This window comes from Streptomyces sp. R818 (genome assembly GCF_056172735.1).
This window is the reverse complement of the sequence record NZ_JAOCNE010000003.1, coordinates 1,044,409-1,070,846: the sequence shown is the minus strand read 5'-3', so window position 1 is coordinate 1,070,846 and position 26,438 is coordinate 1,044,409. Positions and strand designations below refer to the sequence as shown.

25 protein-coding genes are annotated in these 26,438 nt (G+C 72.4%); 8 read left to right on the top strand and 17 right to left on the bottom strand.

Annotated features, from left to right (window positions below; translation table 11 throughout):
* Positions 1 to 52 precede the first annotated feature (52 nt).
* Complete coding sequence (gene ddaH, locus N5I75_RS10005; RefSeq protein ID WP_476676349.1) at positions 53 to 901, bottom strand: dimethylargininase; 849 nt, start codon at positions 899 to 901, stop codon at positions 53 to 55.
* Positions 902 to 1,007: 106 nt separating this feature from the next.
* Positions 1,008 to 1,190, bottom strand: a complete 183-nt coding sequence (locus N5I75_RS10000; RefSeq protein WP_476676348.1) for a DUF6243 family protein — start codon at positions 1,188 to 1,190, stop codon at positions 1,008 to 1,010.
* A gap of 119 nt (positions 1,191 to 1,309) precedes the next feature.
* On the opposite strand from N5I75_RS10000, the gene N5I75_RS09995 reads away from it, so the two are divergent.
* On the top strand, positions 1,310 to 1,993 hold the full coding sequence (locus N5I75_RS09995) for a TetR/AcrR family transcriptional regulator (RefSeq protein ID WP_476676347.1): 684 nt from the start codon (positions 1,310 to 1,312) through the stop codon (positions 1,991 to 1,993).
* Here N5I75_RS09995 and N5I75_RS09990 read toward each other — a convergent pair.
* On the bottom strand, positions 1,965 to 2,870 hold the full coding sequence (locus N5I75_RS09990) for a glycerophosphodiester phosphodiesterase (RefSeq protein ID WP_476676346.1): 906 nt from the start codon (positions 2,868 to 2,870) through the stop codon (positions 1,965 to 1,967). The two genes, N5I75_RS09995 and N5I75_RS09990, sit on opposite strands and share 29 nt — an antisense overlap.
* 141 nt (positions 2,871 to 3,011) lie before the next feature.
* On the opposite strand from N5I75_RS09990, the gene N5I75_RS09985 reads away from it, so the two are divergent.
* A complete protein-coding gene (locus N5I75_RS09985; RefSeq protein ID WP_476676345.1) occupies positions 3,012 to 3,737 on the top strand; it encodes a bifunctional DNA primase/polymerase in 726 nt (241 codons plus the stop codon).
* A 74-nt stretch (positions 3,738 to 3,811) separates the two neighbouring features.
* Here N5I75_RS09985 and N5I75_RS09980 read toward each other — a convergent pair whose 3' ends face one another.
* Genes N5I75_RS09980 through efeO form a run of 4 tightly spaced genes read right to left on the bottom strand, consistent with a single transcriptional unit; the run spans position 3,812 to position 8,145 of the window.
* Positions 3,812 to 4,792, bottom strand: coding sequence for an SCO2278 family lipoprotein (locus N5I75_RS09980; protein WP_476676344.1), 981 nt, complete (start codon positions 4,790 to 4,792; stop codon positions 3,812 to 3,814).
* 37 nt (positions 4,793 to 4,829) lie between these two features.
* Positions 4,830 to 5,675 (bottom strand): iron uptake transporter permease EfeU, encoded by an 846-nt coding sequence (efeU, locus tag N5I75_RS09975; protein ID WP_476676343.1) that lies wholly within the window; start codon positions 5,673 to 5,675, stop codon positions 4,830 to 4,832.
* Between the two features lie 4 nt (positions 5,676 to 5,679).
* Entirely contained in the window at positions 5,680 to 6,972 is a 1,293-nt protein-coding gene (gene efeB / locus N5I75_RS09970) for an iron uptake transporter deferrochelatase/peroxidase subunit (protein WP_476676342.1), read from the bottom strand.
* 6 nt (positions 6,973 to 6,978) lie between these two features.
* Positions 6,979 to 8,145 carry an iron uptake system protein EfeO gene (gene efeO, locus N5I75_RS09965; RefSeq protein WP_476676341.1) on the bottom strand — a complete coding sequence of 389 codons (1,167 nt, stop codon included), beginning with the start codon at positions 8,143 to 8,145 and terminating at the stop codon, positions 6,979 to 6,981.
* Positions 8,146 to 8,357: 212 nt separating this feature from the next.
* Between efeO and N5I75_RS09960 the strand changes: the two genes are divergently transcribed.
* Complete coding sequence (locus N5I75_RS09960; protein WP_476676340.1) at positions 8,358 to 8,999, top strand: PhzF family phenazine biosynthesis protein; 642 nt, start codon at positions 8,358 to 8,360, stop codon at positions 8,997 to 8,999.
* 63 nt (positions 9,000 to 9,062) lie between these two features.
* Here the strand turns inward: N5I75_RS09960 and N5I75_RS09955 are convergent, their stop codons facing one another.
* Both N5I75_RS09955 and map read right to left on the bottom strand, forming a co-directional pair.
* Complete coding sequence (locus N5I75_RS09955) at positions 9,063 to 9,713, bottom strand: biliverdin-producing heme oxygenase (RefSeq protein ID WP_476676339.1); 651 nt, start codon at positions 9,711 to 9,713, stop codon at positions 9,063 to 9,065.
* Between the two features lie 160 nt (positions 9,714 to 9,873).
* Positions 9,874 to 10,761, bottom strand: a complete 888-nt coding sequence (gene map, locus N5I75_RS09950; RefSeq protein WP_476676338.1) for a type I methionyl aminopeptidase — start codon at positions 10,759 to 10,761, stop codon at positions 9,874 to 9,876.
* Positions 10,762 to 10,828: 67 nt separating this feature from the next.
* On the opposite strand from map, the gene N5I75_RS09945 reads away from it, so the two are divergent.
* A complete protein-coding gene (locus tag N5I75_RS09945; protein WP_476676337.1) occupies positions 10,829 to 11,056 on the top strand; it encodes a hypothetical protein in 228 nt (75 codons plus the stop codon).
* A gap of 43 nt (positions 11,057 to 11,099) precedes the next feature.
* Here the strand turns inward: N5I75_RS09945 and N5I75_RS09940 are convergent, their stop codons facing one another.
* From N5I75_RS09940 to N5I75_RS09925, 4 genes are read right to left on the bottom strand one after another with little or no spacing between them, the layout of a single operon-like run.
* A complete protein-coding gene (locus tag N5I75_RS09940; protein WP_476676336.1) occupies positions 11,100 to 11,711 on the bottom strand; it encodes a hypothetical protein in 612 nt (203 codons plus the stop codon).
* Positions 11,712 to 11,727: 16 nt separating this feature from the next.
* Complete coding sequence (locus tag N5I75_RS09935; RefSeq protein ID WP_476676335.1) at positions 11,728 to 12,786, bottom strand: hypothetical protein; 1,059 nt, start codon at positions 12,784 to 12,786, stop codon at positions 11,728 to 11,730.
* A complete protein-coding gene (locus tag N5I75_RS09930; protein ID WP_476676334.1) occupies positions 12,783 to 14,186 on the bottom strand; it encodes a hypothetical protein in 1,404 nt (467 codons plus the stop codon). The genes N5I75_RS09935 and N5I75_RS09930 overlap by 4 nt, the downstream gene beginning before the upstream one ends.
* A 9-nt stretch (positions 14,187 to 14,195) precedes the next feature.
* Positions 14,196 to 16,730 (bottom strand): hypothetical protein, encoded by a 2,535-nt coding sequence (locus tag N5I75_RS09925; RefSeq protein ID WP_476676333.1) that lies wholly within the window; start codon positions 16,728 to 16,730, stop codon positions 14,196 to 14,198.
* Between the two features lie 205 nt (positions 16,731 to 16,935).
* Between N5I75_RS09925 and N5I75_RS09920 the strand changes: the two genes are divergently transcribed.
* The 3 genes from N5I75_RS09920 to N5I75_RS09910 all read left to right on the top strand — a co-directional run bounded on the left by N5I75_RS09920 (position 16,936) and on the right by N5I75_RS09910 (position 19,086).
* On the top strand, positions 16,936 to 18,054 hold the full coding sequence (locus N5I75_RS09920; RefSeq protein WP_476676332.1) for a sialidase family protein: 1,119 nt from the start codon (positions 16,936 to 16,938) through the stop codon (positions 18,052 to 18,054).
* Between the two features lie 13 nt (positions 18,055 to 18,067).
* Positions 18,068 to 18,793 carry an NADPH-dependent F420 reductase gene (npdG, locus tag N5I75_RS09915; RefSeq protein ID WP_476676331.1) on the top strand — a complete coding sequence of 242 codons (726 nt, stop codon included), beginning with the start codon at positions 18,068 to 18,070 and terminating at the stop codon, positions 18,791 to 18,793.
* 110 nt (positions 18,794 to 18,903) lie between these two features.
* Entirely contained in the window at positions 18,904 to 19,086 is a 183-nt protein-coding gene (locus N5I75_RS09910) for a hypothetical protein (RefSeq protein ID WP_476676330.1), read from the top strand.
* On the opposite strand, the gene N5I75_RS09905 is transcribed toward N5I75_RS09910, so the two are convergent.
* Positions 19,073 to 19,876 carry a site-2 protease family protein gene (locus N5I75_RS09905; RefSeq protein WP_476676329.1) on the bottom strand — a complete coding sequence of 268 codons (804 nt, stop codon included), beginning with the start codon at positions 19,874 to 19,876 and terminating at the stop codon, positions 19,073 to 19,075. The two genes, N5I75_RS09910 and N5I75_RS09905, sit on opposite strands and share 14 nt — an antisense overlap.
* Before the next feature lie 443 nt (positions 19,877 to 20,319).
* Between N5I75_RS09905 and N5I75_RS09900 the strand changes: the two genes are divergently transcribed.
* Positions 20,320 to 23,583, top strand: coding sequence for a BTAD domain-containing putative transcriptional regulator (locus N5I75_RS09900; protein ID WP_476676328.1), 3,264 nt, complete (start codon positions 20,320 to 20,322; stop codon positions 23,581 to 23,583).
* A 27-nt stretch (positions 23,584 to 23,610) separates the two neighbouring features.
* Here N5I75_RS09900 and N5I75_RS09895 read toward each other — a convergent pair whose 3' ends face one another.
* The 3 genes from N5I75_RS09895 to panB form a co-directional block, all read right to left on the bottom strand.
* Positions 23,611 to 24,456 carry an ABC transporter permease gene (locus N5I75_RS09895; RefSeq protein ID WP_476676327.1) on the bottom strand — a complete coding sequence of 282 codons (846 nt, stop codon included), beginning with the start codon at positions 24,454 to 24,456 and terminating at the stop codon, positions 23,611 to 23,613.
* On the bottom strand, positions 24,453 to 25,484 hold the full coding sequence (locus N5I75_RS09890) for an ATP-binding cassette domain-containing protein (RefSeq protein ID WP_476676326.1): 1,032 nt from the start codon (positions 25,482 to 25,484) through the stop codon (positions 24,453 to 24,455). The genes N5I75_RS09895 and N5I75_RS09890 overlap by 4 nt, the downstream gene beginning before the upstream one ends.
* 200 nt (positions 25,485 to 25,684) lie before the next feature.
* Positions 25,685 to 26,438, bottom strand: a 754-nt coding sequence (gene panB, locus N5I75_RS09885; protein ID WP_476676325.1) for a 3-methyl-2-oxobutanoate hydroxymethyltransferase, incomplete at its 5' end; no start/stop codon positions are given.

The following is a 26,438-nucleotide window of genomic DNA, read 5'->3' as shown; positions in this document are numbered from 1 at the left end:
GCGCGCCCAGCCACGGCCCACCCGCACCCGACAAACAACACGCACCCCCGTGCTACAGCCCGGCCCGCAGCTCAAGCGTGCAGCACTTGACGCTCCCGCCCCCCTTCAAAAGCTCGGACAGGTCCATGGGAACGGGCACGAACCCTCGCTCCCGCAGAGGTCCGAACAACCCGGCGGCAGCCTGAGGCACAAGAACATGCCGCCCGTCCGACACCGAATTCAGGCCGAAGGCCACCGCATCGGACTCCGAGGCGATCAACGCGTCCGGGAACAGCCGCCGCAGCACGCCCTGACTGCCCGCCGAGAACGCGGCCGGGTAGTACATGACCTCGTCGCCCCGGTCGTCGAGGACGGCGAGCGCCGTGTCCAGGTGGTAGAAGCGCGGGTCGACGAGGTCGAGCCCGATGACGGGCCGCCCGAACACCTCCTGCGCCTCGCCGTGCGAGAGGGGCGAGGCCCGGAACCCGCGTCCGGCGAGGACGTACGAGGCGGTGACGGCGAAGTCCCCCTCGCCCTCGTTGACGTGCACGGGCTCCCGCACGTCGGCGTAGCCGTTCGACCTGAACCACTCCAGGTGGGCCGCGGCCTCGCCCGCCCGCTCCGGGTAGGCGAACCGCGCCCCGAGCACCCGTCCGTCGACGACGGTCGCCCCGTTGGCCGCGTAGACCATGTCGGGCAGTCCGGGCAGCGGGTCGAGCACCTCGACGGTGTGGCCGAGGGAGCGGTACCGGTCGCGCAGGTCCTCCCACTGCGCGACGGCGAGCGGGACGTCGACGGGTTTCGCCGGGTCCATCCACGGATTGATCGAGTAGGTGACCTTGAAGTGTGCCGGTGGGCACATGAGGTAGCGCCGGGGTGTGGCGCGTCGTTCGGCGGAACACCCGGGATACGGCTCACGCAATGAGGGCTCCTCACAACCGCAGGGTCTGATGCGCCCATGGTGCGGTCGGAGGAGCCCTCCCGGCTGTGAACCGAACGGGTGGTTCACGGTGCGGAATCACGCGGGATCACGAGACGCGATCGGCGTCGCGCCTCTCCTGCAACTTGCGCATCAACTCCCGCTTCTGTGCCACGGGATCGGTGCCGCCGCCGACCTGTCCGCTCCGGCCGCCGCCGCGCAGCGCCTTGCGGGACAGGTTCCGGCGCGTGCCGCCGACGCCCAGCATGCCGCCTGCTCCACCTCGGGTCATGGTCCGCCTCTTCTCTCCGGTCCGACGTGCTGACATCCACCACTCTGAACGAGACGTCTCGTCTTGTCAACCACTTCCGAGACGGTACGTCTCGCCTCGCTCGCTGCTACATTCGAACCATGTCCGCCACCTCCAGTCACGCCGCAGGCCAGGCCCAGAAGAAGACGGCCCCCGACTCCGCCCGCCGCAGCGAGCGCTCGCGCCGCGCGATCTACGACGCCGCGCTCGCCCTCGTCGGGGAGATCGGCTACCCCCGTACGACCATCGAGGGCATCGCCGCCCGCGCCGGCGTCGGCAAGCAGACGATCTACCGCTGGTGGGGCTCGAAGGCGCAGGTGCTCATGGAGGCCTTCATCGACCTCAACGAGCAGAACCAGCGGGCCGCCGCCGAGCACCACCCCGACGTGCCGCTCAACCCCGTCGCCCTGCCCGACACCGGCGACCTGGAGGCCGACCTCAAGGTCGTGCTCCGCGCCACCGTCGACGAACTCCTCGACCCCCGCTTCGACGTCCCCGCCCGCGCGCTCGCCGCCGAGGGCGTCGCCAACCGGGAGTTCGCCCGCGACTTCGTCGCCGCGCTGCTCATGCCGGGGCTCGACCTCTACGCCGCCCGGCTGCGCGCCGCGCAGGACGCGGGCCAGGTCCGCGCGGACGTCGACCCGCTCATCGCCCGCGACCTGTTCTCCGGGCCGCTCGCCCAGCGCTGGCTCCAGGAGACGGGCCCCCTCGACCACGCGTACGCCGACCGGCTCGTCGAGTACGCCCTCTACGGGATCAGCGCCCGCCCGCGGCGGGAGGCGTAGCCGAAACCGCCCTGGCGGGGGCCGTGACCATGGACGTGGCCGCGAGCAGGCCCGGCGCGTCCGTGATCACCCCGTCGCAGCCGAGCCGCAGCACCCGGTCCCGGTCCCCGGGCGTGTTCACGGTGTGCGCCCACACGTGCGCCACCCCGGAACGCACCGCCCGCAGCAGATCGGCGTCGCGGGCCGTGTGATCCATGTCCAGTACGTCGACGAAGCGGGCCCAGCGCTCGGGCCGGTCGGACCTCATCTGCCCGGCCGAGCGCCAGAGCTGGGTGACCAGGCCGAGCCGGTGCGCGCGCTCGGCGACGGCCGGGCTGTTGGAGTTGACCAGCACGGACCGGGTCAGGCCGCGGACCCGGACGAGCCGGGCGAGCCCGGTCAGGGAGCGCGGGTCCTTCGCCTCCAGCATCAGCACGGTCCGGCCGCCGAACCGGTCGAGCACCTCCGCGACCGTCGGCGGCCGCTCCGGGGTCCAGCGCTCCGGCAGCGACGCGTCGGGCCGCAGCCGGACGCGCTCCCAGTCCGCCCGGTCCAGCGCCCGCACCGGGCCGCGCGCGGAGGTCGTGCGGTCGAGCGTCGCGTCGTGCAGGACGACGAGCGTGCCGTCGCGCAGCATCCTCGTGTCGAGGTCGAGGATGCGCGCGCTGCCTCGGACGAAGGCCGCGGCGAGGCCCGCCATGCTGTTCTCCGGCACCTCCAGGGCGCCGCCGCGGTGCGCGGTGTACGTGATCCGGGGCAGCGAGTCCACGGTGAGCGGCCCCGCGCCCCGGCCGAGCGCCGGCGCGAACGCCAGGACGGTGAGGGAGAGCGCGCCCGTGAGCCCCGCGACCGGCGCGGTGCGCGTGACGAGTGAGGCGAGTGCGGCCATGGCAACCATGGCCACCACGGTAGGTCCGAAAATGCATACAAATAGGGCAATGACACCCTGTGGCCCCTACAGAAGCGCGAGGGTGGGACGATGGTGGTCCGGGTATCAACCGGCACCCGGCTCGACGGCGATGGTGTGGCAAGGGGATAGATGGGCGCGGAGCACGGTGACAGCGCACGTTCGGGCCTGGGCAGGCTCACCCGGTGGCTGAGGCCGGGCCGGAGCCCGAAGGAGAGCCGGCCGGACGTGGACCGCGAACCCCTGCTCCTCGCCGCCGCTGCCGCCGGACTGCCGCTCGCCCCGGCCGCGCACCCCGTCGACTACCGGTGTTCGTGCAACCGCATCGGCTGCCCGACCCCCGGCCGCCACCCCGTCTCCTTCGCCTGGCAGACCCAGTCCACGACGGACCGTGGCCAGATCGAGCGCTGGGCCCGGCACCAGCCCCAGGCCAACTTCATCACCGCGACCGGCATGGTCCATGACGTCCTGGACGTACCCGTCGAAGCGGGGCACGAGGCGCTGGAGCGCCTGCTCTCGACCGGCGTCGACGTCGGCCCCGTAGCCGTGTCCGGCGGCGACCGCATGCTCTTCTTCACGGCGACGCGCGGCACGCCCGAGGACGAGGACGAGTGGTGGCCCTGCGAGCTGGACTGCCACCCCGAGACGATGGACGAGCACCCGGGCATGCGCTGGCACTGCCGAGGCTCCTACGTCCTGGTCCCCCCGGCCCGCCTCCCCGGCGACCGCACGGTCGACTGGCTCCGCGGCCCCGAACACCCCCTGCCGGACCCGCTCACGCTCCTGGAACCCCTGACAGACGCCTGCGCCCGCCACACAGGAGCGGAACCGGACTACGAGTCGGCCTGGCCGCAGTAAGCCTCGCCTTTGTACGAGAGGCAGCGGGGTCCGGGGCAGAGCCCCGTGACGCCCAGGACAGCCCCGCTCAGCCCCTAGGACCCCTCAGCGGTAGTGATCCCCTCGACCCGGTTCAACACCCGGACATCCTCCCCAGCGCCGGATCCGACAAGGGCCGTCTGGTTGGACACGAACCCGTACGTCACCGACTGCTTCGCGTCCCCCGACATCAACGCCTTCACGCTCGGGCTGATCGCCGGAAGGTCACTCCCAGCGAACGCGGTCTGCTTCTCGTACCGCCGCGTGGCGAAGAAGACGAGCGCCCCACCGTCCTCGGTACGCAGCGCGAGCGGCGCATAGTCACCGGACGTCAGCGGCTCGTCGATGAACTGCGTGGAGAGCCCCGGCCGCGTCCCGTTCTTCTTCCGCGCCGCGCGCCACTCGGAGGTGGCGGGCCCGGCCGCGAACCCGTCCCCGCCGTCCTTCAGGTACGCGGCGTACTTCTCGCTCAGGTCGGCGGGCCGCATCGCGAGCTTCTTGTCGTCGGCGGCGACGGACTCGGCCCAGCCGTCCGCGTCCTTCTCGAACTCGGGGAAGGTGTCGCCGCGGAACACGGTCAGGTAGGAGACGGCCCACGGTTCGTCGACGTCGTCGCGCGTGAAGACCATGACCCAGCGGGAGTCCGTGACCCGGTTGTTGGCGCTGTCGGTGACGAACCAGCGCGGCCAGCCGGCCTTCTTCGGGATGGTGTAGTGCGAGTCGGTGAGCTCCAGCGGCTTGTACGAAGGGTTGCCGTCGGGGTTCACCGCGCGGCCCGCCTTCAGCTTGGCCGCGTCGATCGCGCCGAGCGCCCCGGTGACGTAACGGGCGTCGGCCGCCCGGTCGTACGTCTTGTCCGCCTTGTTGTACGCGGTGACGAACGTGTCCAGCGCGCGTGCGGCCTGCGCCTTCGTGGTCGTGGGCACGACCTCGAGCTCCCCGTGCACGGTCACGCAGCCGCTCGCCGTGAGGGACAGCACGACCGCCGCCGCTGCCGCCGCTGCGGGTCTGCCGAGCCCGATCCTGACCTCGCTCATGACGTTGTTCTCACCTTCCCCTTCCCGGGGCCGAACCCTACCGGGAAGAGGAGACGCCCACTGCCTCACCCCTGCGGGAGAGGAGCCCGGCCGGGGCGAGGAACAGCGCCAGCGTCGGGATCAAGTACGCGCACCAGACGACGACTTGGAGGACCGTCGGGTCCGGCTGGAAGTTGAGGACGCCCTTCAGGAGCGTGCCGAGCCAGCCGTCGGGGGCGATCGTGGAGCTGATGTCGAAGGCGAGGGTGTTCAGACCGCCGATGAAGTCGGCCTCCTGGAGGTCGTGGAAGCCGTACGCGAGGACGCCCGCGGCGACGACGACCAGCATGGCGCCGGTCCACGTGAAGAACTTCGCCAGGTTGATGCGCAGGGCGCCCCGGTAGAACAGCCAGCCGAGCAGTACCGCCGTGGCGAGGCCGAGGAGCGCGCCCGCCACCGGTTCGATCGTGCCGTTGTCGGTGGCGTGCACCGCCGTCCACACGAACAGGGACGTCTCCAGACCTTCCCTGCCGACCGCGAGGAACGCGGTGACGACCAGCGCCGCCGTGCCCGCGCTCAGCGCCGTGTCCAGCTTCCCGTGCAGCTCGCTCTTGAGGTGCCGGGCGGTGCGCCGCATCCAGAACACCATCCACGTCACCAGGCCCACGGCGATGATCGACAGCGAACCGCCGAGCGCCTCCTGCGCCTTGAACGTCATCTCCTGCGAGCCGAACTCCAGGGCCCCGCCGAACGCGAGCGCGAGAAAGACCGCGGCGCCGATCCCCGCCCACACGGGCTTCAGCGCGTCCCTGCGCCCGGTCTTCACCAGGTACGCGATGAGGATGCAGACGACGAGGCTGGCTTCGAGCCCTTCGCGCAACCCGATCAGATAGTTGGCGAACATGTCGTCATGCCCCGCTCTCGGTGCTCTCGCTGTCGTCGAAGAGGCCGCGGCCCCACCAGTCCTTGCGGTCCCGCACGCCCGGCGGCACCGCGAAGACCGCGGAGCCCACGTGCTGGATGTACTCGTTGAGCGCGTCGCCGGACGCGAGCCGCCGCTGCACCGGGATGAACCCCGTCCGCGGGTCCTTCTGGTACGCGAGGAAGAACAGCCCGGCGTCTAGGCGGCCGAGGCCGTCCGTGCCGTCGGTGAAGGAGTAGCCGCGGCGCAGGAGCGTCGCCCCGCTGTTGGAGTCGGGGTGCGCGAGCCGCACGTGCGCGTCCGGCTTCATGGCCTTCAGGAACGGTTCGTCGCGCTCCTTCGCCTTGCCGACCGGGGCGCCCTCGCCCTTGTCGCGGCCGAACACGTCCTCCTGCTCCTGGAGCGAGGTGCGGTCCCACGTCTCGATGTTCATCCGGATCCGGCGGGCGACGAGGTAGGAGCCGCCCCGCATCCACCGGTCGCTGTCGCCGTCGCCGTCCGCCCACACGTGCGCGTCGAGCCGCTCGGTCTCGGTGCCCGCGATGTTGCGCGTGCCGTCCTTGAAGCCCATGAGGTTACGAGGGGTCTGCGCGTCCGGGGTCGTCGACGACGTCTTGCCGAAGCCGAGCTGCGACCAGCGGATGGCGACCTTGCCGAAGCCGATGCGGGCCAGATTGCGGATCGCGTGCACGGCGACCTGCGGATCGTCCGCGCACGCCTGCACGCACAGATCACCGCCGCTGCGCGCCTTGTCGAGGTTGTCGCCGGGGAACTTCGGCAGGTCCACGAGCGCGGCGGGCCGCTTGTCCGCGATCCCGAACGTCTTCCCGTACGTGTCGAAGAGGGAAGGCCCGAAGCCGATGGTCAGGGTGAGCCGGGACGCCTTGAGGCCGAGCGCCTCGCCGGTGTCGTCCGGCGGCGCCTCGGCGATCCCGCCGTACGCGCCCTCGCCGACGGGCCGCCCCTCGGTCATCAGGGCGGCGGCTTCGGTCCAGTCCTTGAGGAGCTGGACGAACTCCTCGCGGTCCGACGTCTTCACGTCGAACGCGGCGAAGTGCAGCCGGTCCTGCACCGCCGTGGCGATACCGGCCTGGTGGGCGCCGTGGAACGGCACCGGGCCGCCCGACTCGGCGGCGGGCCGCATGGCGCCGTCGCTCTCGGAGCGGGTCAGCGCGACGGCGCCGCCCGCGGCCACGGCGCCGAGCGCGAGCCCGGCACCGCCGGCGGTGAGCAGCGAACGCCTCGACGGGGCGGGGGAGTTCGCGTTCCGGTTGTCCATGGATGCCTACTTGACGACGGCCGCGGCCAGCTTCGACAGCGGCTCCGCGAGCGCGTTGACGGCGTCGGACAGCTCCTTGCGGTCCGCCTTGCCGACCTTGTCGTAGGAGACGAAGGTGTACGCGTCCGGGTCCGCCTGCTTGTCCGTGCTCTTGTCCGTGCGGTAGGTGGCGAGGAGCTTGTCGAGCGCGGCGAACTGCTTGTCCAGCTCCGTGGCCAGCGCCGCGTCGTTGGCCGAGGCGACCGGCTTGAGCAGGTCGTACGCCTTCTCCGCACCCTCGACGTTGGCCTTGAAGTCGACGAGGTCGGTGTGCGAGTAGCGCTCCTCCTCGCCGGTGACCTTGCCGGTGGCGACCTCGTCGAGCAGCTCCTTGGCGCCGTTGGCCATCGAGGTCGGGGTGATCTCGGCCTTGCCGACGCGCTGCTGCCAGCTCGCGAGGTCCTTGTCGAGCTGCGTGGCGAGGGCCTTCTCCGCGCCGCCGATCTTTTCGTCCTGCCACAGCGCCTTCTCCAGGCGGTGCCAGCCGGTCCACTTCTGGCCCTCTTCGAGGCCGTCGGCGCGGGCGTCGGTCTTCGGGTCGATGTTCCCGAACGACTCGGCGACCGGCTCGGTCCGCTCCCAGCCGATGCGCGAGAGCGCGTACGCCTTCTTCGCGGCGTCCAGGTCGCCCGCGCGGACCGCGTCCGTGAAGGTCCGCACGCGCGGCAGCGTCGCGTCGGCCTGCTCCTGCGCGTAGGCCCGGTAGTCGGCGACGGCCTTGTCCAGGCGCGGGTCGCGCTCGGCGGCGGCCTTGCCGCCGGTGACCTTGACGTCCTGGCGGTGCCCCTTGCCCTTCATGCCGGGGATGCAGGCGATGCGGTAGTCGCCGGCCTTCACCTCGGCGGTGAGGGTGTGGCGGGTGCCGGGGCCGATGTTCTCGCGCTCGGAGACGATGCGGTCGTCGGGGAAGAGGATCTCGACCTCGGTGACGCGCGAGCCCTTGTTCTCGACGGCCAGCTCGACGTGCCCGGCGGGGAACTCCGTCTTCGCCACCTCGCAGGAGTCGTCGGTGGCGGTGACCTCGATGGCGCCCGAGCCGCCCTTGGCGTCGCTCTTCTCGGTGCAGCCGGTGACGGCGGTCAGGGCCGCCACCGCGGCGACGGCGGTGGCGACGGAGAGACGGACGGCTCGCATACGGGCTCCAAAGGGAATGCACAACTGACGCTCAAGCGGTGCTAAGGCGGCCCTAACTTATATGAGGCTTGCCTTAGTGCTACCCGCTCGTCCCGTGATTCACCTCTCACCGAAACTGCCTGGTCGCGGCAGGGATACGAGCGACCCTCGGACGACCCAGGGAACGGTCAAGGAGCGGTCAAGCAGCGCCCCTCGCATGGTTCACTGCCCCCGTGGACTACGACGTACTGAACGTGTTCTGCGGACCCGACGGCCGCCACGGCAACCGGCTCGGAGTCGTGCGCGAAGGCGCCCGGCTGCCCGGCCGCGCGGAACGTCAGGCTTTCGCGAACGAGTTGGGCTTCAGCGAGACGGTCTTCGTCGACGACCCCGAACGCGGCGTCCTCGACATCTACACCCCGACCCTGCGCCTGCCCTTCGCCGGCCACCCCTGCGTCGGCGCGGCCTGGCTGCTCGACGTCCCCGAACTCACCGTGCCCGCGGGCGTCGTCGGCACCCGCTTCGACGGAGAGTTCACCTGGATCGAGGCCCGCCCCGAGTGGGCCCCGCCGCGCACCCTGCGCCAGTACGGCTCGGCGTCCGAGGTCGAGGCGCTGCCCGTGCCCGCGCCGGGGGACTGGATCTACGCCTGGGCCTGGGAGGACGAGGCCGCGGGCCGGGTGCGGGCCCGCGCCTTCCCCGGCCGCGACGACGGCATCACGGAGGACGAGGCGACGGGCGCGGCGGCACTGCTCCTCACGGCTCACTTGGGGCGGGCCCTGAACATCACCCAGGGAGCGGGCTCCCAACTCCTGACGGCACCCCAGCCGGAGGGCTGGATCGAGGTGGGCGGCCGAGTCAGATGGAGCCCCTGACAAATCAAGCCCCTCCGGCGATTGAGGAGCGGGGTCCGGGGCGGAGCCCCGTGACAGCAACCCCTACGCGGCGGCAGAAAACTCCTCACCCAGGGCCCGGAAAACCCCGGTGTTCAAAGCGAAAGCGGCCTTGCACTCGGCAACAACCCGCTGCTTCTCCAGCTCATCAACCCCGATCCCGTCGAGCAGCTCGCGATACCCCCGCTTGAACGCGGCCGGGTTCCCCACCTGCTCGAACACATAGAACCGAACCCCGTCCCCCTTGCGGGCGAACCCCCACGTCCGCTCGGCCTTGTCCCGGATGATCTGCCCCCCGGAGAGATCCCCGAGATACCGGGTGTAGTGATGCGCCACATACCCGGCCGGCCAAGAGGCAGCGCACTCCGCGACCCGCGCCGCGTACGCCTCGGTGGCGGGCAGCGCGGAAACCGTCTCGCGCCAGTCCTCCCCGCGCAGATGCCGCAGATCCCGCTCCAGCTCGGGCAGCCGCAACAGCTCGGGCTGGATGAAGGGACCGGCGACGGGGTCGCCGGCCAGCCGCTCGACACCGCTCTCCAGGGCCCGGTAGACGAACCACAGCTGCTCCGTGTACCGCGCGTAGGCGTCGACGCCGAGCGCGCCGCCGAGCAGGTCGCTCATGAACGTCGACGTCTCGGCCTCGGTGTGCTGCTCGTGCGAGGCGGTGCGGATGAGAGTGGAGAACGAGGGGTCCATGAAGGCCTCCGCCGACGGGATCTAGGTAGGTTAGCCTTACCTAACATAACAGCTTTCCCGACGTGCTGTCGGTAAAAAGTTACCCGCTCTCCTGCTCGGGAACGCGAGGAGCCCGCCCCCGATGACGAGGGGCGGGCTCCTGAGCAAACGTGGGACCGGACTACGGCAGCGTGAGAATCTCCGTACCGGTCTCGGTCACGACCAGAGTGTGCTCGAACTGGGCGGTGCGCTTGCGGTCCTTGGTGACGACGGTCCAGCCGTCCTCCCACATGTCGTACTCGTGCGTGCCGAGGGTGAGCATCGGCTCGATCGTGAACGTCATGCCGGGGCGGATCACGGTCGTCGCGTGCGGGCTGTCGTAGTGCGGGACGATCAGGCCGGAGTGGAACGACGAGTTGATGCCGTGGCCGGTGAAGTCGCGGACGACGCCGTAGCCGAAGCGCTTGGCGTACGACTCGATGACGCGGCCGATGATGTTGATCTGGCGGCCCGGCTTCACGGCCTTGATGGCGCGGTTCAGGGACTCCCGGGTCCGCTCGACGAGCAGCCGCGACTCGTCGTCGACGTCGCCCACGAGGTAGGTCGCGTTGTTGTCGCCGTGCACGCCGCCGATGTACGCCGTCACGTCGAGGTTGATGATGTCGCCGTCGCGCAGCACCGTGGAGTCGGGGATGCCGTGGCAGATGACCTCGTTGACGCTTGTGCACAGCGATTTGGGGAATCCGCGATATCCGAGCGTCGAGGGGTAGGCACCGTGGTCACACATGTACGCGTGCGCGATGCGGTCCAGCTCGTCCGTGGTGACGCCGGGCGCGATCGCCTTCGCCGCCTCCGCCATGGCCCGCGCGGCGATCCGCCCCGCGACGCGCATCGCCTCGACGGTCTCCGGGGTCTGCACCTCGGGACCCGTGTACGGGGTCGGCGCGGGCTTGCCGACGTACTCGGGGCGCCGGATGTTCCCGGGGACGGGGCGGACGGGGGACTGCTGCCCCGGTACGAGGACCGCGGGGGCGTCGGGGGGCGAGGACTGCGTCGGCTGGCCAGACATGCCAGCGAGTGTAACGAGCGGCCGTGGGGGACCATGGCCCTGAGCATCTTCAGGAGAGGAGTCGGCCGTGGCCCTGTTCAAGAAGCGGACCGTCGGTAAGCCGGGCGAGTGGTACTACTGCCTGGAGCACCACAAGGTGGAGGAGGGGCCCGAGTGCCCCGCCAAGGACCGGTTCGGCCCGTACGCCACCCGCCAGGAGGCGGAACACGCGATGGCCACCGCCCGGGAGAAGAACCTGGAGTGGGAGAACGACCCGCGCTGGCACGACACGAAGGCGCGCGGCGACAACGACTAGGGCGACCGGGACGGGCCTGACACCCCCCATGACACCGGAGCGGCTACCAGCGGGCCGGCGGCGGTGACGTCAGATGGTCCGCCAGGCGGGAGAGGCGGTCGCGGAACGTGCGGCGGCTGCGCGTGGCGTGGCCGCCGTTCTCCCCGGCCGCCGCGCTGACCAGGTGCTGCACCGTGTCGAGGTCGAGGTCCGTGTCGCCGGGGACGGTCAGTGCGTCGTGGGCCATGGCGTGCAGGTCGCCGTTGCCCGCCGGGCCCGCGTCGAGGGCCAGGACCGTCGCTCCGGCGCGGCGGGCGTCGTGGACCCGTTCGAGCAAGGGGGCCCCGGCCGCGTCCGGCGCCACCACGAGCAGCGTCTCCCCGCGCTTGGCCGCCGCGATCCTGCCGAGCCCGACCGCCAGATGCGCCGGGTCGTCGGGGCGCGCCGCGTGCCGTACGAGGGTCGGGGCCAGCTCGGGCATCCCGGACCACGCCGCCTCGTCCACCAGGTGCGCCGCCAGGTGCCACGGCTCGTACGTCGCCGAGCCCACGAGGAGCAGCCCGCCCCCGTGCGCCGCGACCGAGGTGCGCAGCGTCCCGGAGAACCGGCGGGTGGCGGCCGGCCACTCGGTCCCGGCGAGGACCTCACGCAGCAGGGCTACTCGTACGGCGTCCATGGGGGCGCATCCTGCCTCACCCGGCGCCCGCGTCCCGTCCGTTCGCCGGAAGACCGCCCGTACGGGTCGCCTCGCGGGCCCGGTCCATCAGGCTGAGCAGCAGGTGCGCGGTGTGCGGATGCCACAGGTCGGAGTGGGCCCCGGCGAAGGTCAGCCGGCCGCCGCGGAAGACCCGTGAGGCGTTCACGTCGACGAGGCGATGGTGCAGATCGGCGTCGGTGTACGGCTCGTACGGCCGGTGCATCCGGACGCGGTGCACCGGCACGGCCGCCCTGCGCAGGCCCGCCGTGCCGATGCCCCGGTGCCGCTCCGCGAGGAGGTGCCAGAGCCCGGTCGCCCGGTCGTGGCGCGAGTGCGTCAGGGCGACGGGCCCGCTGACCGGGGCTCGCGCGAACAGGTCCGCGTACGCCCCGCCGGGGCCGAGCGTCGAACGGCCCGCCGCCATCTGCATCAGCAGCACCGAGTCGACCGTCCACGGATACCGCGGGTCGGCGTGGACCGGCCCGGCCAGGACGTGCTCGGGCCGCGCGCCCAGCTCCGCGGGCCCCGCCTCGGGCAGCGCCCGGCACAGGAACCGGCAGCCGAACGAGTGCCCTACGCAGTGCAGGTACTGCCCGCCACGGCCGGGCAACGACGCGTCGGGACCAGGCCGTTCGCGCCACTCGTCCAGATATCCGAGCAGCGCGGCGAGCACATGCGCGGCCTGCCCCTCGACCGTGGCGTCGTGGGCGCGGGCGATCGCCTCGCGGTAGCCGGTGCGGGACCGCCAGCGCAGCGCGACGGGCAGCAGCCGCAGCTCGTCAGGGAGCCGCCCGTACTGGGCCCGGCGCCCGGCCCACACCCGCCCGGTCAGCCGGAGCAGCAGCGCGAGCCGCCGCTCCACCTCGGCGGGCGCCGTCAGCCAGCCGTGCACGAACACGAGCAGGTCCGTGGCGGCGCCGGGCAGGTTGAGCGCGTGCCGCAGCACCCCGGGCAGCTCGCCGTCGCCGACGCGCCGGCCGCTGTCGGGGTGGCGGAGCATCCCGCGCTCGTCGAGGTCGAGGAGGACGGGGGCGAGCGTGGTGCGGGCGCTCATGACGCCGCCGGTTCGAGCGAGGCGTCGTGGCGCCCCTTTACCCCGTAGATGAGGCCGAGCAGGGTCCCGTACTCGCGGGCGAGTTCGTGCGTGACCCGGCGCAGCTGGCCGCCGGCCTCGGCGCCGCGTTCGAGGAACGGCCCGAAGAACCGCTTCGCGTGCTCGACCGCGAGCACCTTCGGCGTGATCACCTCGGGCGCGACGGTGCAGGACGTGCCGAGCTCGGTCAGCACCCGCGCCACCGACTCACCGCTGGTCGGCGTGTAGTCCCCGGCCCGGCAGACGCTCAGGTAGAGCAGCGGGTTGCCGTGCAGGTGCCAGATGCCGCAGCCGTGCGCCCTGGCCCGGGACCCGGCGCGGTACTTGACCGCGCTGAGCACGTCGCCGACCTTGACGGCCTCGGTCACGAGGGTGGACGCGTACAGGCGGGCCGGGTCGTGGCTGTAGCGCTGGCCGTGGCAGCAGATGTAGATGACCTGCTGTCTGAAGGAGTCGGCGTGCAGGGCGTCCAGGAAGTCGGCGGGCCGGGACGGGAAGTTGAGCAGCGTGGTGCTGCGGCGCAGCACGTCGATGACCTCGTGGTGGTCGCGCGGAGGGTCCTTCAGGACCAGCGCGAGGGTGCTGGGCCGCTCGCCCGTCCCGTCCGGCCCCCGGCGGGGGATGCGGGCCTCGGCGCAGGCCGAGGGCTGGTTGAGGCTGCGGTGCTCGAAGCGGTGGCGGTAGCCGAGGAACCGGGGGCCGAGGCGCTCGGCGACCGTGCGCGGACGGCCCGGACCGTCCTCGGTCCCCTCCTCGTCGGCGGAGTCCGCAGAGCCCGCGAGGTCCGCAGAGTCCGTGGCGCCGTCGTCCGGCGGCAGGGACAGCAGGGTCCAGGGCGCGTACAGCTCGTCCGACCACACCCCGACCACGCTCGGTTTGGCGCGCAGCCGTGCGCAGAGCACCTCGGTCAGCTCGTTCATCGGGGCCGGGTCGGCATGGTTGAGGAAGATGGCCTCGAAGGCGTCCCGGCCGGCCCGGGCGAGATCCTCGAAGACCGGCCCGCACTCCTCCTCGCCGGGTCCTATCAGGTCCAGCCGGGTCTCCCAGCCGTTCTCGCGGATGGCCTCGTCCCACGCCTCCCGCAGATCGCTGACCGTGGTCGCGATGAGCGCCCTGCGGACGCACTTCGCCTCCCAGACCGAGCTGCGGTCCTCGGTCAGGACCAGCCGGCAGACGTAGCTGTGGTGGCCCTCGAAGCGGGTGAAGGCGAGGGTCACCTCGCGCGGTTCGGTGACGGCCAGGGAGGCGATGACGTCATCGCGCCGGGTCTGCTTCTCCCGTTCGGTGCGCAGCGGCTGCCGGCGCGGGATGCGGCTGCGGTACGAGTCCTGGTCCAGTGCGGGCTGCGGGTGAATGCTCATGGGCGCGACTCATTTCATGTCCAGCTTGACTTCCACGTCCTGAAGCAGCGTCCCGGCCGCTTCGTTCAGCACGATGAACCGGACCGGCTCGACGCCGGGCTCGTCGCGCCGCACCTCGAACGTGGCCTGCAGGGGCCACGTGTTCTGCCGCGGATCGATCGACACCGCGCCTGGCCGCACGGTGGCGCGCGGCGTCATGGCGAGGATGCGGCACTCCGGGTACGCGCTGGCCGCCAGCGCCCGCTGGACCGCCAGCTCGGGGTAGACCGACACGCAGAGCTTCGCGGCCGGCGGGTGCCCCTCGGGCTCCGGCAGCCGCTCCACGGTGACCAGGCACGCCGTCTCCGGCGCCGGTTCGACGGCGCCGCGGCTGTCCGTCGTGTCGAGGCGCTCCTTGCGTTCGAGCCGTTCCAGCTGGCGCCGGGCGAGCGCGGACGCCAGCTGCTCGCCGCACAGCTCGAAGTCGACGGCGGCCTCCTCGAGCAGCGGCGCGGCGGGGCTCAGCCCGTCCGGCAGCAGCGCCAGCTCGTATAGGGACCAGGCCCGGCCGAGCCGGTTGCCCATCATCTCGAACTCGTCCCGCGCGGTGAGCAGGGCCTGGCGCGCGGCGTCCAGATGGCCGAGCTGCCGGTTGCAGCGGCCGAGTTCGAGGCCCGCGTAGGCGGAGCCGAGCGGTTCGCCGAGCCGGCGCGACAGGTCGCGGCTGCGCCGCATCAGCTCCAGCGCCTTCGTCCGCTGGTCCGGGTCGTGCCACAGCTGCCTGCCCCGGGCCAGGTCCGCCCAGGCGCGGGCGAAGGAGAGACGGGGCGTGTACTTGTCGAAGACCTCCTGCGCCAGGTCCAGCTGCTCCTTGGCAAGGCGGGGTTCGCCGGACTGGATCAGGCAGTTGGCGAGGAACGTACGGGTCCACGCGCCGCCCAGCCGGTTGCCGTGCGCCTCGTGCAGCTCCGCGGTGCCGGAGAGCAGTTCCCGTGCCTCGGCCAGGCGGCCCACGTCGATGTACGCCGTGCCGAGCACCCGCAGCACCCACGGCCGTTCGCGTTCGTGCTCGGGGTCGGGGCCCGCCACCATGTCCGCGGCGCGGCGGAGGTAGTGCACCGCGGTGCGCAGCTCGCCCGCGTGGTAGCAGGCGACGCCGATCTGCCGCAACGTCCTGACCTGCAACAGGCGGCAGGACGCGGCGGCGTACTGGTCGCAGACCCACATCAGCCGGTCCCTGGCCTCGTCGAGGTGGCCCGACTTGCGGTCGAGGACGCCCAGGGCCCCGTGCACCGCCAGCTCCAGGACCCGGCGCACATCACCGGCGAACTGCTCGACCACGTACAGGAACATCGCGAGGACCAGCGACTCCCGCTGCTGGACCAGGTGGTCGCAGAGGTCGGCCGCCATCACCCGGATCGACATCTCCAGGTTCTTGTCGTCCGGCGGGGGCGTCACGATCTGGGCGACCGCGCCCTTCTCCAAAGGGATCCACGGCAGCGCGGGGGTCGTCGCGACGAAGCGGCGGAAGGCCTCCGTCAGATTCTGCGCGGACGGGTCGAGGCGCTCGCGCTCGGCGAGCCGGTCCTGGGCGAAACGCTGCACGGTCGGGCTGACCCGGTAGCGCCGCTCGGCCACCTTCTCCAGGAGGCCGAGCGAGGCCAGGGCGAGGAGCCCCCGGTCGCCCAGGTCGTCCGCCTCGCCGTGCGTGGGCCGCTCCCGGCCGCGCCGCAGGCTCTGCACCGTCACGCCGGAGTGCGGTCCGACGGTGGGCCGGGTGGTCAGCGAGAGCAGATGGAACAGCTCGCGCTCCTTGGCGTCGAGGAGGTGCTCGTACACCCAGCGCAGCAGCCCGACGACGATGTCCTCGTGGGGGCGGAGCCGCAGCTCGGCGATGACGTCCTCGGCCCGGCGCCCCACGGCCGCGCCCTGGCTGTAGATCCCGGCGGCCAGCTTCAGCGCCAGCGGCCGGTCCTCGCACAGGCCGACCAGTTCGCGCACGTCGGCCTTCTCCGCGGGCGTCGTGACCGGGCGGCGTGCCGCCGCGAGGAAGATCCGCCGGCTCTTGGCGCGGTCGGGCCCGCGGACGAGCGCCTGGTGCACCTGGGCCGGGTCGAGCCCGCCACGGGCCAGATCGGCCCGGGTGAGCGGTTGCCCGGCGCTCGCGATGATCAGCGAGTGCGGGCTGTCGGGCAGCAGGAAGTCCACGACGCCGCCCCACTGCTCGACCTCGTCGAGGAGCAGCACGGTCGGCCGCTGGGTCAGGTCGTAGTAGATGTTGCGCAGTTGCTGGTTCGACATGTCCCACGGGCGGGTGAGTCCCGCGTCCAGCTCACGCAGCAGTTCGAGCAGGGCGTAGCGGGTGGGGTCGTCCCCCCAGTTCGTCATGCGCAGCTCCAGCGGCCGCAGCCGCCGGCCGTGGCTCCTGAGCAGAGTGCGCGCGACGGTGGACGAGCGCCGGAACTTCCCTATCCCCGGCGCGCCGTGCAGGACGAGCACACCGGGACCGCGCGCGAACAGCCGCTCGGCGTGCCACTGCAACTGGTACAACTCGGCGTCGCTCATGCCGCCCCCGTTCCGGCCCGCGGACCGTGATGACTCAGAGTAGGCGTGCTACCCGACGCGACCGAGGGCATATGCGCGACCGCCGGTACGGATTCCGCTACGTCCACGGCGGTGTCGTCACTGCTGTCACGGGCGGGTGGGCCGGACGGCCCGGCCGACAGGCGGAGTTCACCTGGAGTTACCTTCGGCGGGGAGCATGGAGGGTATGACCGACACAGGAGCGCGTCCCGAGCCGTACGAGCCGTACGAGACGTCCGTGCCCTTCCGCGCCGGACAGAACGGCTACGCCAGTTTCCGTATCCCCGCCGTCGTCGCCGCGTACGACGGCACGCTTCTCGCCTTCTGCGAGGGCCGGGTGGCCTCCGCCTCGGACAGCGGCGACATCGACCTCGTGCTGCGCCGCTCCACCGACGGCGGCCGCACCTGGGGCCCGCTCGCGGTGGTCGCCCGCAACGGCCGTGACCTGGCGGGCAACCCGGCGCCCGTCGTGCTCGCCTCCGGCCGCGTCCTGCTCGTCCACGTCCGCAACGCGGCCGCCGCCACCGAGGACGCCATCCGCCGCGGCCGGGTCGCCGCCGCCGATGGCCGCCGCGTCTGGGTGACGTACAGCGACGACGCGGGCGCCACCTGGACCCTCGGCACCGAGATCACGGCTCGCGTGAAGCGACCGGAGTGGCGCTGGTACGCGACGACGCCCGGCCACGCCCTGCTCACCCGCGAGGGCCGCGTCGTCGTCCCCGCCAACCACTCCCTGCCCACCGGCGCCGACACCGGCACCGAGGGCAAGTACAACGGCGGCCACTGCCTCCTCAGCGACGACGACGGCGCGACCTGGCGGCTCGGCTACGTCGACGACAACACCGACGGCTACGTCAACGTGAACGAGACGACGGCGGCCCAACTCCCCGACGGGCGGATCTACTTCAACACCCGCAACGACTCGCCGTCCCCGGGTACGCGGGCCGACGCGTACTCCCTGGACGGCGGCGAACGCCTCGTGAAACCCTTCCGGCCCCAGGCGGGCCTCGTCACCCCGGTGGTCCAGGGCAGCCTCCTGCACCTCGGCGACCCGGACGTCCTCCTCTACTCGGGACCCGCCGACCCGGCCGCCCGCGCCCTGATGACCGTCCGCCGCAGCCTCGACGGCGGCACCACCTGGACCACCGCCCACACCGTCGACGGCCTGCCCGCCGCCTACAGCGACCTCGTCCGCGTCGACGACACCACCGTCGGCCTCCTCTACGAGACCGGGGACTTCTCCGCGTACGAGACGATCACCTTCCGGCGCATCCCCGTCGCCGCGCTCACGGGACCCGACCGCTGAGTAAGGTCGCCCCATGACTACCAGCGACAGCGACAACGCGAAGAACAGCGGCGAGCAGACCCCGGCGAAGAAGGACCCCTGGGACCTCCCCGACGTCTCCGGGCTCACCGTCGGCGTCCTCGGCGGCACCGGGCCGCAGGGCAAGGGCCTCGCCTACCGGTTCGCCCGCGCGGGCCAGAAGGTGATCATCGGCTCGCGCGCCGCCGAGCGCGCCGCGGCCGCCGCCGAGGAACTCGGCCAGGGCATCGAGGGCGCCGACAACGCCGAGTGCGCGCGCCGCAGCGACATCGTGATCGTCGCCGTGCCGTGGGACGGGCACGGCACGCTCCTCGAAGCCCTGCGCGAGGACCTCACCGGCAAGCTCGTCATCGACTGCGTCAACCCGCTCGGCTTCGACAAGAAGGGCGCCTACGCCCTCAAGCCCGAGGAGGGCAGCGCCGCCGAGCAGGCCGCCGCGCTCCTGCCGGACTCGCGCGTCACCGCCGCCTTCCACCACCTGTCGGCGGTGCTCCTCACCGACCCGGAGATCGACGAGATCGACACGGACGTCATGGTCCTCGGCGAGTCCCGCGCCGACACCGACCTCGTCCAGGCCCTCGCCGCCCGCATCCCCGGCATGCGCGGCGTCTTCGCGGGCCGCCTGCGCAACGCCCACCAGGTGGAATCACTGGTCGCGAACCTCATCTCCACCAACCGCCGCTACAAGGCCCACGCGGGCCTGCGCATCACGGACGTATAACGCCCGATCCTTATCTTTTCCGTACGTTCAGGGCGGCTTCATGCGTCAGCGGGGCATGGGGGACACTGGTCGGCGAGTTCACCGAGCCGTGCCGTATTGGAGCCGACCCCATGCCCCGCATCGCACTCTTCGCCCTCGTCGTCTGCGTCCTCGCCGTCGCGGCGGCGGTGGTGTCCTTCGTCGAGGGCAGCTTCCTCGGGATCGTGTGGGTCCTCATCGCGGGCATCACGTCGAACATGACGTGGTTCTACGTGCGCAAGGCGAAGACGGAGAAGACGTCTACGGCCGCGTGACGGTGGGGATGTCGGGGGTCCCGTTCCAGACCTGGTAGAACTGGCGCCCCCAGTACGTATCCCACTCGTTGACCCCCATCGAGCGCAGCACCGCGTGGATCGCGTCGAAGAAGTACTGGTTGATCTCCGGGATCCACAGCACGGCGAAGACGGCGAGCAGCCCGAACGGTGCGAACGGCTCCACCTGCCGCCTGACCTTGTACGACAGCCAGGGCTCGATGACCCCGTACCCGTCGAGCCCCGGAACCGGCAGGAAGTTCAGGATCGCCGCCGTCACCTGGAGCAGCGCCAGGAACGCGAGCGCGTACCGGAACGTGTCCGGCACCCCGTCCAGCGCGTGCAGCCAGAACGGGGCGGTGCAGACGACCGCGAACAGCACGTTCGTCAGCGGCCCCGCCGCCGAGATCAGGCTGTGCCTCCAGCGGCCCTTGATCCGCCCCCGCTCGATGAAGACCGCGCCGCCGGGCAGCCCGATCCCGCCCATGACCACGAAGAGGACGGGGAGCACGATGCTGAGCATGGCGTGCGTGTACTTCGTGGGGTTCAGGGTGAGGTACCCCTTGGCGCCGACGGAGATGTCACCGCTGTGCAGGGCGGTGCGCGCGTGGGCGTACTCGTGCAGGCACAGGGACACGACCCACGCGGCGGTCACGAACAGGAAGACGGCGATCCCGGGCACCTCGGAGAAGTCCGTCCACACCGCCCACCCGGACACGGCGGCGACCGCGACGATGCCGAGGAAGACGGGGCTGATCCGGCTGTCGCCGCGACGGGATGTGGCGGTCGTCATGGGGCAGGGCTCCCGGTTGGCTGGGAATCGGTGGCGTTTCTGAACGTACCCGCCTCATTCGGAGAACGTGCCAGGCAGCGAGGAGGTTCCGGCGCCGAAACGACCGGGACGACCGGGACGACCGGGGAGATGCCGCACGCAGTGCGCATCTCAGGGGCGCGGGGAACGGCGCGAGCAACCACGACGGGCGGCGAGGCGACCCACGCACCCTGCTGGGATGGCGCACGCAGTGCGCGTCCGAGGGGCGCGGGGAACGGCGCGAGCAACCACGACGGGCGGCGAGGCGACCCACGCACCCTGCTGGGATGGCGCACGCAGTGCGCGTCCGAGGGGCGCGGGGAACGGCGCGAGCGACCACGACGAAACCCGCGCCGGCGAGGCGTCCGCAGCCACCCCCCACCCCAAGGCGCACGCCGCACCCTCGCACCGGGGACAATGACCCCGTGCGCTACCGCATCCTCGGCACGACCACGGCACTCCACGACGACGGCACGCCCGTCTCCGTCGGTGGGGCGCGGCTGCGTGCCCTGTTGACCGTGCTGGCCCTGCGGCCGGGCCGGATCGTGCCCCCGGCCGTCCTCGTCGACGAGGTGTGGGGCGGCGAGCCCCCGGCCGACGCCCCGGGCGCGTTGCAGGCGCTCGTCGGGCGGCTGCGCCGGGCGCTCGGGCCCGGCGCGGTCGCGTCCGACGAGGGCGGCTACCGGCTGGTGGCGAGCCCCGAGGACGTCGACCTGTTCCGGTTCGAGCGGCTCACCGCGGACGGCGCCCGCGCCCTCGCCGACGGCGACCCGGTCAAGGCCGCCGACGCGCTGGAGGAGGCGCTGGGCCTGTGGCGCGGCCCCGCCCTCGCCGACCTCCCCGACCGCACCGCGGACGCGACCCGCTGGGACGCCCGCCGCCTCGACGCCCGCCGCACCCTGCTCGCCGCCCGCCTGGCGCTGGGCCGGCCCGACGAGGTGCTGCCCGAGCTGACAGCCCTCTGCGACGCCCACCCGCTCGACGAACCGCTCCAGGCGCTCCGGATCAGGGCCCTGCGCGACGTCGGCCGGGCCGCCGAGGCGCTGGCCGCCTACGAGGACGTACGACGGGAACTCGCGGACCGCCTCGGCGCCGACCCGGGGCCCGAACTCCGCGCCCTGTACGAGGAGTTGCTGGACCCGGGGCCGCGCACGACACTCCCCGCGCCCGAGCGGGAGCCCGCCCCCGGCAACCTCCGCGCCCGCCTCACCTCCTTCGTCGGCCGCGGCGACGATCTCGACGCCATCCGCGCCGGCCTCGGCCGCGTCCGCCTCGTCACGCTCCTCGGCCCCGGCGGCGCGGGCAAGACCCGCCTGTCGCAGGAGGCGGCCGAGGGGATGGCCGGCGCGCTGCCGGACGGCGCGTGGCTCGCCGAGCTGGCCCCGGTGAGCGATCCGGAGGCCGTACCGGAGACCGTCGTCAGCGCGCTCGGGGCGCGCGAGACGGTGCTGCGCGGCGCGGGCGCCGAGGAGCTGCGCGTGGCCAGCGAGCGGCAGGGCGACGACCCGCTGGTCCGCCTCGTCGAGCACTGCGCGGGCCGCCGGATGCTGGTCATCCTCGACAACTGCGAGCACGTCATCGACGCCGCCGCCGCGCTCGCCGAGCACCTCCTCGCGCACTGCCCCGGCGTCACCGTCCTCGCCACCAGCCGCGAACCCCTCGGCGTCCCCGGAGAGCTGCTGTACCCGGTCGAGCCGCTCCCGGAGCCGTACGCGCTGCGGCTGTTCGGCGAGCGGGGCGCGGCCGTGCGCCCCGGGTTCACGGTGGAGCAGGCGCCGGAGGCCGTCGCCGAGATCTGCCGCCGCCTGGACGGGCTGCCCCTCGCCATCGAGCTGGCCGCCGCCCGCCTGCGGATGCTCACACCGCGCCAGATCGCGGACCGGCTCGACGACCGGTTCCGGCTGCTGACCTCGGGCGCCCGCACCGCGCTGCCCCGCCAGCAGACGCTGCGCGCGGTCGTCGACTGGTCCTGGGACCTGCTCGACGCCCCCGAGCGCACCGTCCTCGCCCATCTGTCCGTCTTCAGCGGCGGCTGCGACCTGGCCGCCGCCGAGGCCGTGTGCGGCCCCGACACCCTGGAGGCGCTGGCCTCCCTCGTCGACAAGTCCCTGGTCGTCGCGGCCCCCGACGGCGACGACGGGGCGATGCGCTACCGGCTCCTGGAGACCGTCGCGGAGTACGCGGGCCAGCGCCTGGACGAGGCCGGTGACCGGGCGGACGCCGAACGCGCCCATCTCACGTACTTCCGCGAACTGGTGCGCACCACCGACCCGCTGCTGCGCGGCCACGGCCAGCGCGCCGCCCTCGCCCGTATCGAGCGCGACTACGAGAACGTCCGCTCGGCCCTGCGCCGCGCCGTCGCCGCCCGGGACGAGCAGGAGGCGCTCAGCCTCGTCCTGTCCCTGGTCTGGTTCTGGCAGATGCGGGACCTGCGCAGCGACGCCCGGCTGTGGTCGACGGAGGTCGCGGACCTCGGGCCCGACCCGTTCGCCGGGCCCGCGAAGCCCGCGCCGCCGCTCCTGGAACGCTGCACCGACAGGCCGCCGCCGCTCACCGGCGAGCTGTTCGAGGAGGCCCGCCGCCAGGTCCACCTCGCCCGCCTGGGCTACATGGACATGGAGATGGACACCTGGCAGTCCGAGGAGGGCCAGGCCAGGCTGCGCGTCATCCGGGAGACCTACCGCGCCGACCTGCCGCAGGCGTGCCGCACCCCGGGCAACATCTGGTACTTCGCCGTCCTCATGACAGGGCAGCTGGACAAGATGAACGACCTCGCCGACACGACCGTACGCACCTGCCGTGAGCTGGGGTACGACTGGGAGCTCGCGCTCGTCCTGCAGTTCCGCGCCAACATCGCGGCCAACCGGAGCGACACCGCCCCCAGCGGGCTCGCGGACGCCGACGAGGCGCTCGCCCTGTTCACCCGGCTCGGCGACGCGTGGGGCGTCGCCGAGGCGCTGTCCTCGCGCGGCGAGGCCCACGAGAAGCTCGGCCGGTTCGCGGACGCCGCCGCCGACTACGCCCGCGCCCGCGAGCTCGCCGAGTCCATGGGCGCGCACGCGCAGGCCACGATCCTCAAGGTGCGGCTCGGCCAGGTCGCCATCGAGCGGGGCGACGGCGAGCGCGGCGAGCGGATGCTGCGCGAGACCCTCGACGTCAGCAGCCGGCACTCCAACGAGGCGCGGCCCGCCGCCCGGATGATGCTCGTCGGCCGCCTCGCGGGGACCGGGCGGACCGCCGAGGCGCGCGAGCAGCTGGCGGCGCTGCGCGGCGAGTTCAAGGTCGCGGACATCACCTTCTTCCACGGCATGTCCACCGGCATGGAGGCCATGCTCGACGCCGTCGACGGACACGCCGACAAGACGCTGGAGGGCGCGGTGCGCGCCATCGGGCTCGCGGCCGACCCGCTGGCCGCCGTGATCATGCCGAACCTTGCGGCGCTGCACCTGCTCACCGCCGCGCGCGGCCTCGTCCTGCGGGAAGGCCCCGGTGACGCGGGCCTCGCCGCCCGGCTGATCGGCGCCTCCGACGCCTCGCTGCCCACCGGGCACGTGCCGTCCCGGATGGAGCGCGAGTGGCGCCGCGACGCGGAGGCGGCGGTGCGGACCCTCCTCGACGACGCCGCGTACGACCGGGCATACGCCGAGGGCGGCGGCCTCTCCATCGAGGAGGCCACCGCCCTGCTCTGACGCGTACCGACCGGGCACCCCGGGGCGTCAGCTCTTCTTCGTGAACTTGCGGATGGCGACCGGCGCCATGACGACCGTCAGACCGGCGGTCCAGGCGAGCGTCACCCACAGGCCGTGGGCGACCGGGAAGTCGCCGCCGACCATCAGGCCGCGTGCCGCGTCCGCGAGACCGGACATGGGGTTGTACTTCGTGAAGTTCTCCAGCCAGCCCGGCATGGAGCTCGGCGGGGCGAAGATCGACGAGCCGAACTGCAGCGGCATCATCACCAGGAAGCCCATGGCCTGCACGGACTGGGCGTTCTTCATGGTCACACCGAGGACCAGGAAGATCCACATGATGGCGGAGCCGAACAACGCGGACAGTCCGACCGCGGCGAGCAGACCGGCCCAGTGGCCGTTGACGTCGAACCCGACGAGCAACGCGACGACCATCAGGACCGTGGTGGCGGTCAGCAGCCGCAGCAGCTCCACCGAGATCTTGGCGATCAGGACCGAGGCGCGGCCGATGGGCAGGGACCGGAAGCGGTCCATGATGCCCTTCTGGAAGTCCTCGTTGAAGCCGGTGCCGACGCCCTGCGCGATGTTCATCGACATCATGGCGATCATGCCGGGGATCACGTACTGCACGTACTGCTGCTGCCCGCCGCCGAGCGACTGGCCGATCGAGCCGCCGAAGACGTACACGAACAGCAGCGTGAAGACGATCGGCATCAGGACGGCGTCGAACATCGACTCCGGGTCCTGCTTGATCCACAGCAGGTTGCGGCGGACGAGGGCGCCGGTGTGGCGCAGATGGCCGCGGAACCCGATCCGGGGGTCGGCGTCGACCGTGATGGTGGGCGCGGTGGTGCGGGACAAGGTGGTGGTGCTCATACGGCGACCTCCTGGAGTTCGGGGCGGGCGTCCTGCGGCGCGGACGCCTTCTCGCCGGTGATGGAGAGGAACACCTCGTCCAGGCTGGGCAGTTCAGTGGTGATGGAGCCGATCGTGATGCCGCGCGCGGTGACCGCGCCGACGACGGCGGTGAGCTGCTCGTCGCTGAGGATCGGGACCAGGACGGTGCCGGACGCGGCGTCGACGGTGGAGCTGGCGAGGCCGGTCAGGCCCATGTCGTCGAGGGCGGCGGCGAGCGGGCGCAGCTCCAGCGGGTCGGCCGGGCGGACGCGCAGGGTGCGCCCGCCGACCTTCGCCTTGAGCTCCTCGATGCCGCCGCCGGCGATGACCTGGCCGCGGTCGATGACGGTGAGCTCGGAGGCGAGCTGCTCGGCCTCCTCCATGTACTGGGTGGTGAGCAGGACGGTCACGCCGTCCCGCACCATCGCCTGGACCTCGTCCCACACCTCGTTGCGGGTACGGGGGTCGAGCCCGGTCGTCGGCTCGTCAAGGTAGAGGACGTGCGGGCGGCCGATCATCGAGGCCGCGAGGTCGAGGCGGCGGCGCATGCCGCCGGAGTAGGTCTTGGCGGGGCGGGTCGCGGCGTCGGTCAGGGAGAACCGCTCCAGGAGGGCGTCGGCGCGGGCCCGCGCCTCCTTCCTGGACAGGTCGAGCAGGCGCCCGATCATGTACAGGTTCTCGCGGCCCGAGAGCTTCTCGTCGACCGAGGCGTACTGGCCGGTGAGCCCTATCACGCGGCGCAGCTGCCGGGGCTGCTTCACCACGTCGTAGCCCGCGACGACCGCGGTGCCGGAGTCGGGGGTGATGAGGGTGGACAGGCAGCGGACGAGGGTGGTCTTCCCGGCGCCGTTGGGGCCGAGGACACCCATCACGGTGCCTTCGTGGACGTCGAGGTCCACGCCGTCGAGGGCCTTGGTCGCGCCGTAGTGCTTGACCAGCCCCCGCACGGACACGGCCACCGGGCGGCCGTCCGCGCTGTTGCCGGGGTTCTTGTCGATTCGCGTCATGGGCAACAAGGTGCCAGCCGCCACCGACAATCCACCGACAGCCGACCGACAGACAAGAACGATCGCCGATATATCGCCGACAGCTTGTGAAGGGGAACGGCCGCGGCCCGTCGACGGGGGAAGATCGACGGGCCGCGTTGGTGCCGCTATGGCTCGGGGGATTCCAGGAGCTCAGGGCTCGGTGGACGGCGTACCAGGGCTCAGTGGACGGAGTGCTCCTCCAGAGGGAACGTTCCGCCGACCACGTCCTCCGCAAACGCCTTCGCCGCGTCGGACATCACCGACCGCAGATTCGCGTAACTCTTGACGAAGCGCGGCATATTGCCCCCGGTGAGGCCGAGCGCGTCCGTCCAGACGAGGACCTGGGCGTCCGTGTCCGGGCCCGCGCCGATGCCGACCGTCGGGATGTGCAGGACGCGCGTGACCTCCGCGGCCAGCTCCGCCGGGACCAGTTCGAGGACGACGGCGAACGCGCCCGCGTCCTGCACCGCCTTCGCGTCGCGCAGCAGCTGCTGCGCCGCCTCCTCGCCGCGCCCCTGCACCCGGTAGCCCATCGTGTTGACGGACTGCGGGGTCAGGCCGATGTGGGCCATGACCGGGATGCCCGCCTCGACGAGCAGCCTGATCTGGTCGTGCGAGCGCTCGCCGCCCTCCAGCTTGACCGCGCCGACGCCCGCCTCCTTCACGAGACGCGTCGCCGAGCGCAGCGCCTGGACCGGGCCCTCCTGGTAGGAGCCGAAGGGCAGGTCGCCGACGATCAGCGCGCGGCTCGTGCCGCGCACGACCGCGGCGGAGAGCATGGTGAGCTGGTCGAGGGTGACCGGGACGGTGGTGTCGTAGCCGAGGTGGCAGTTGCCCGCCGAGTCGCCGACCAGCATCACGGGGATGCCGGCCTCGTCGAAGACCGATGCCGTCATCGCGTCGTACGCGGTGAGCATCGGCCACTTCTCGCCC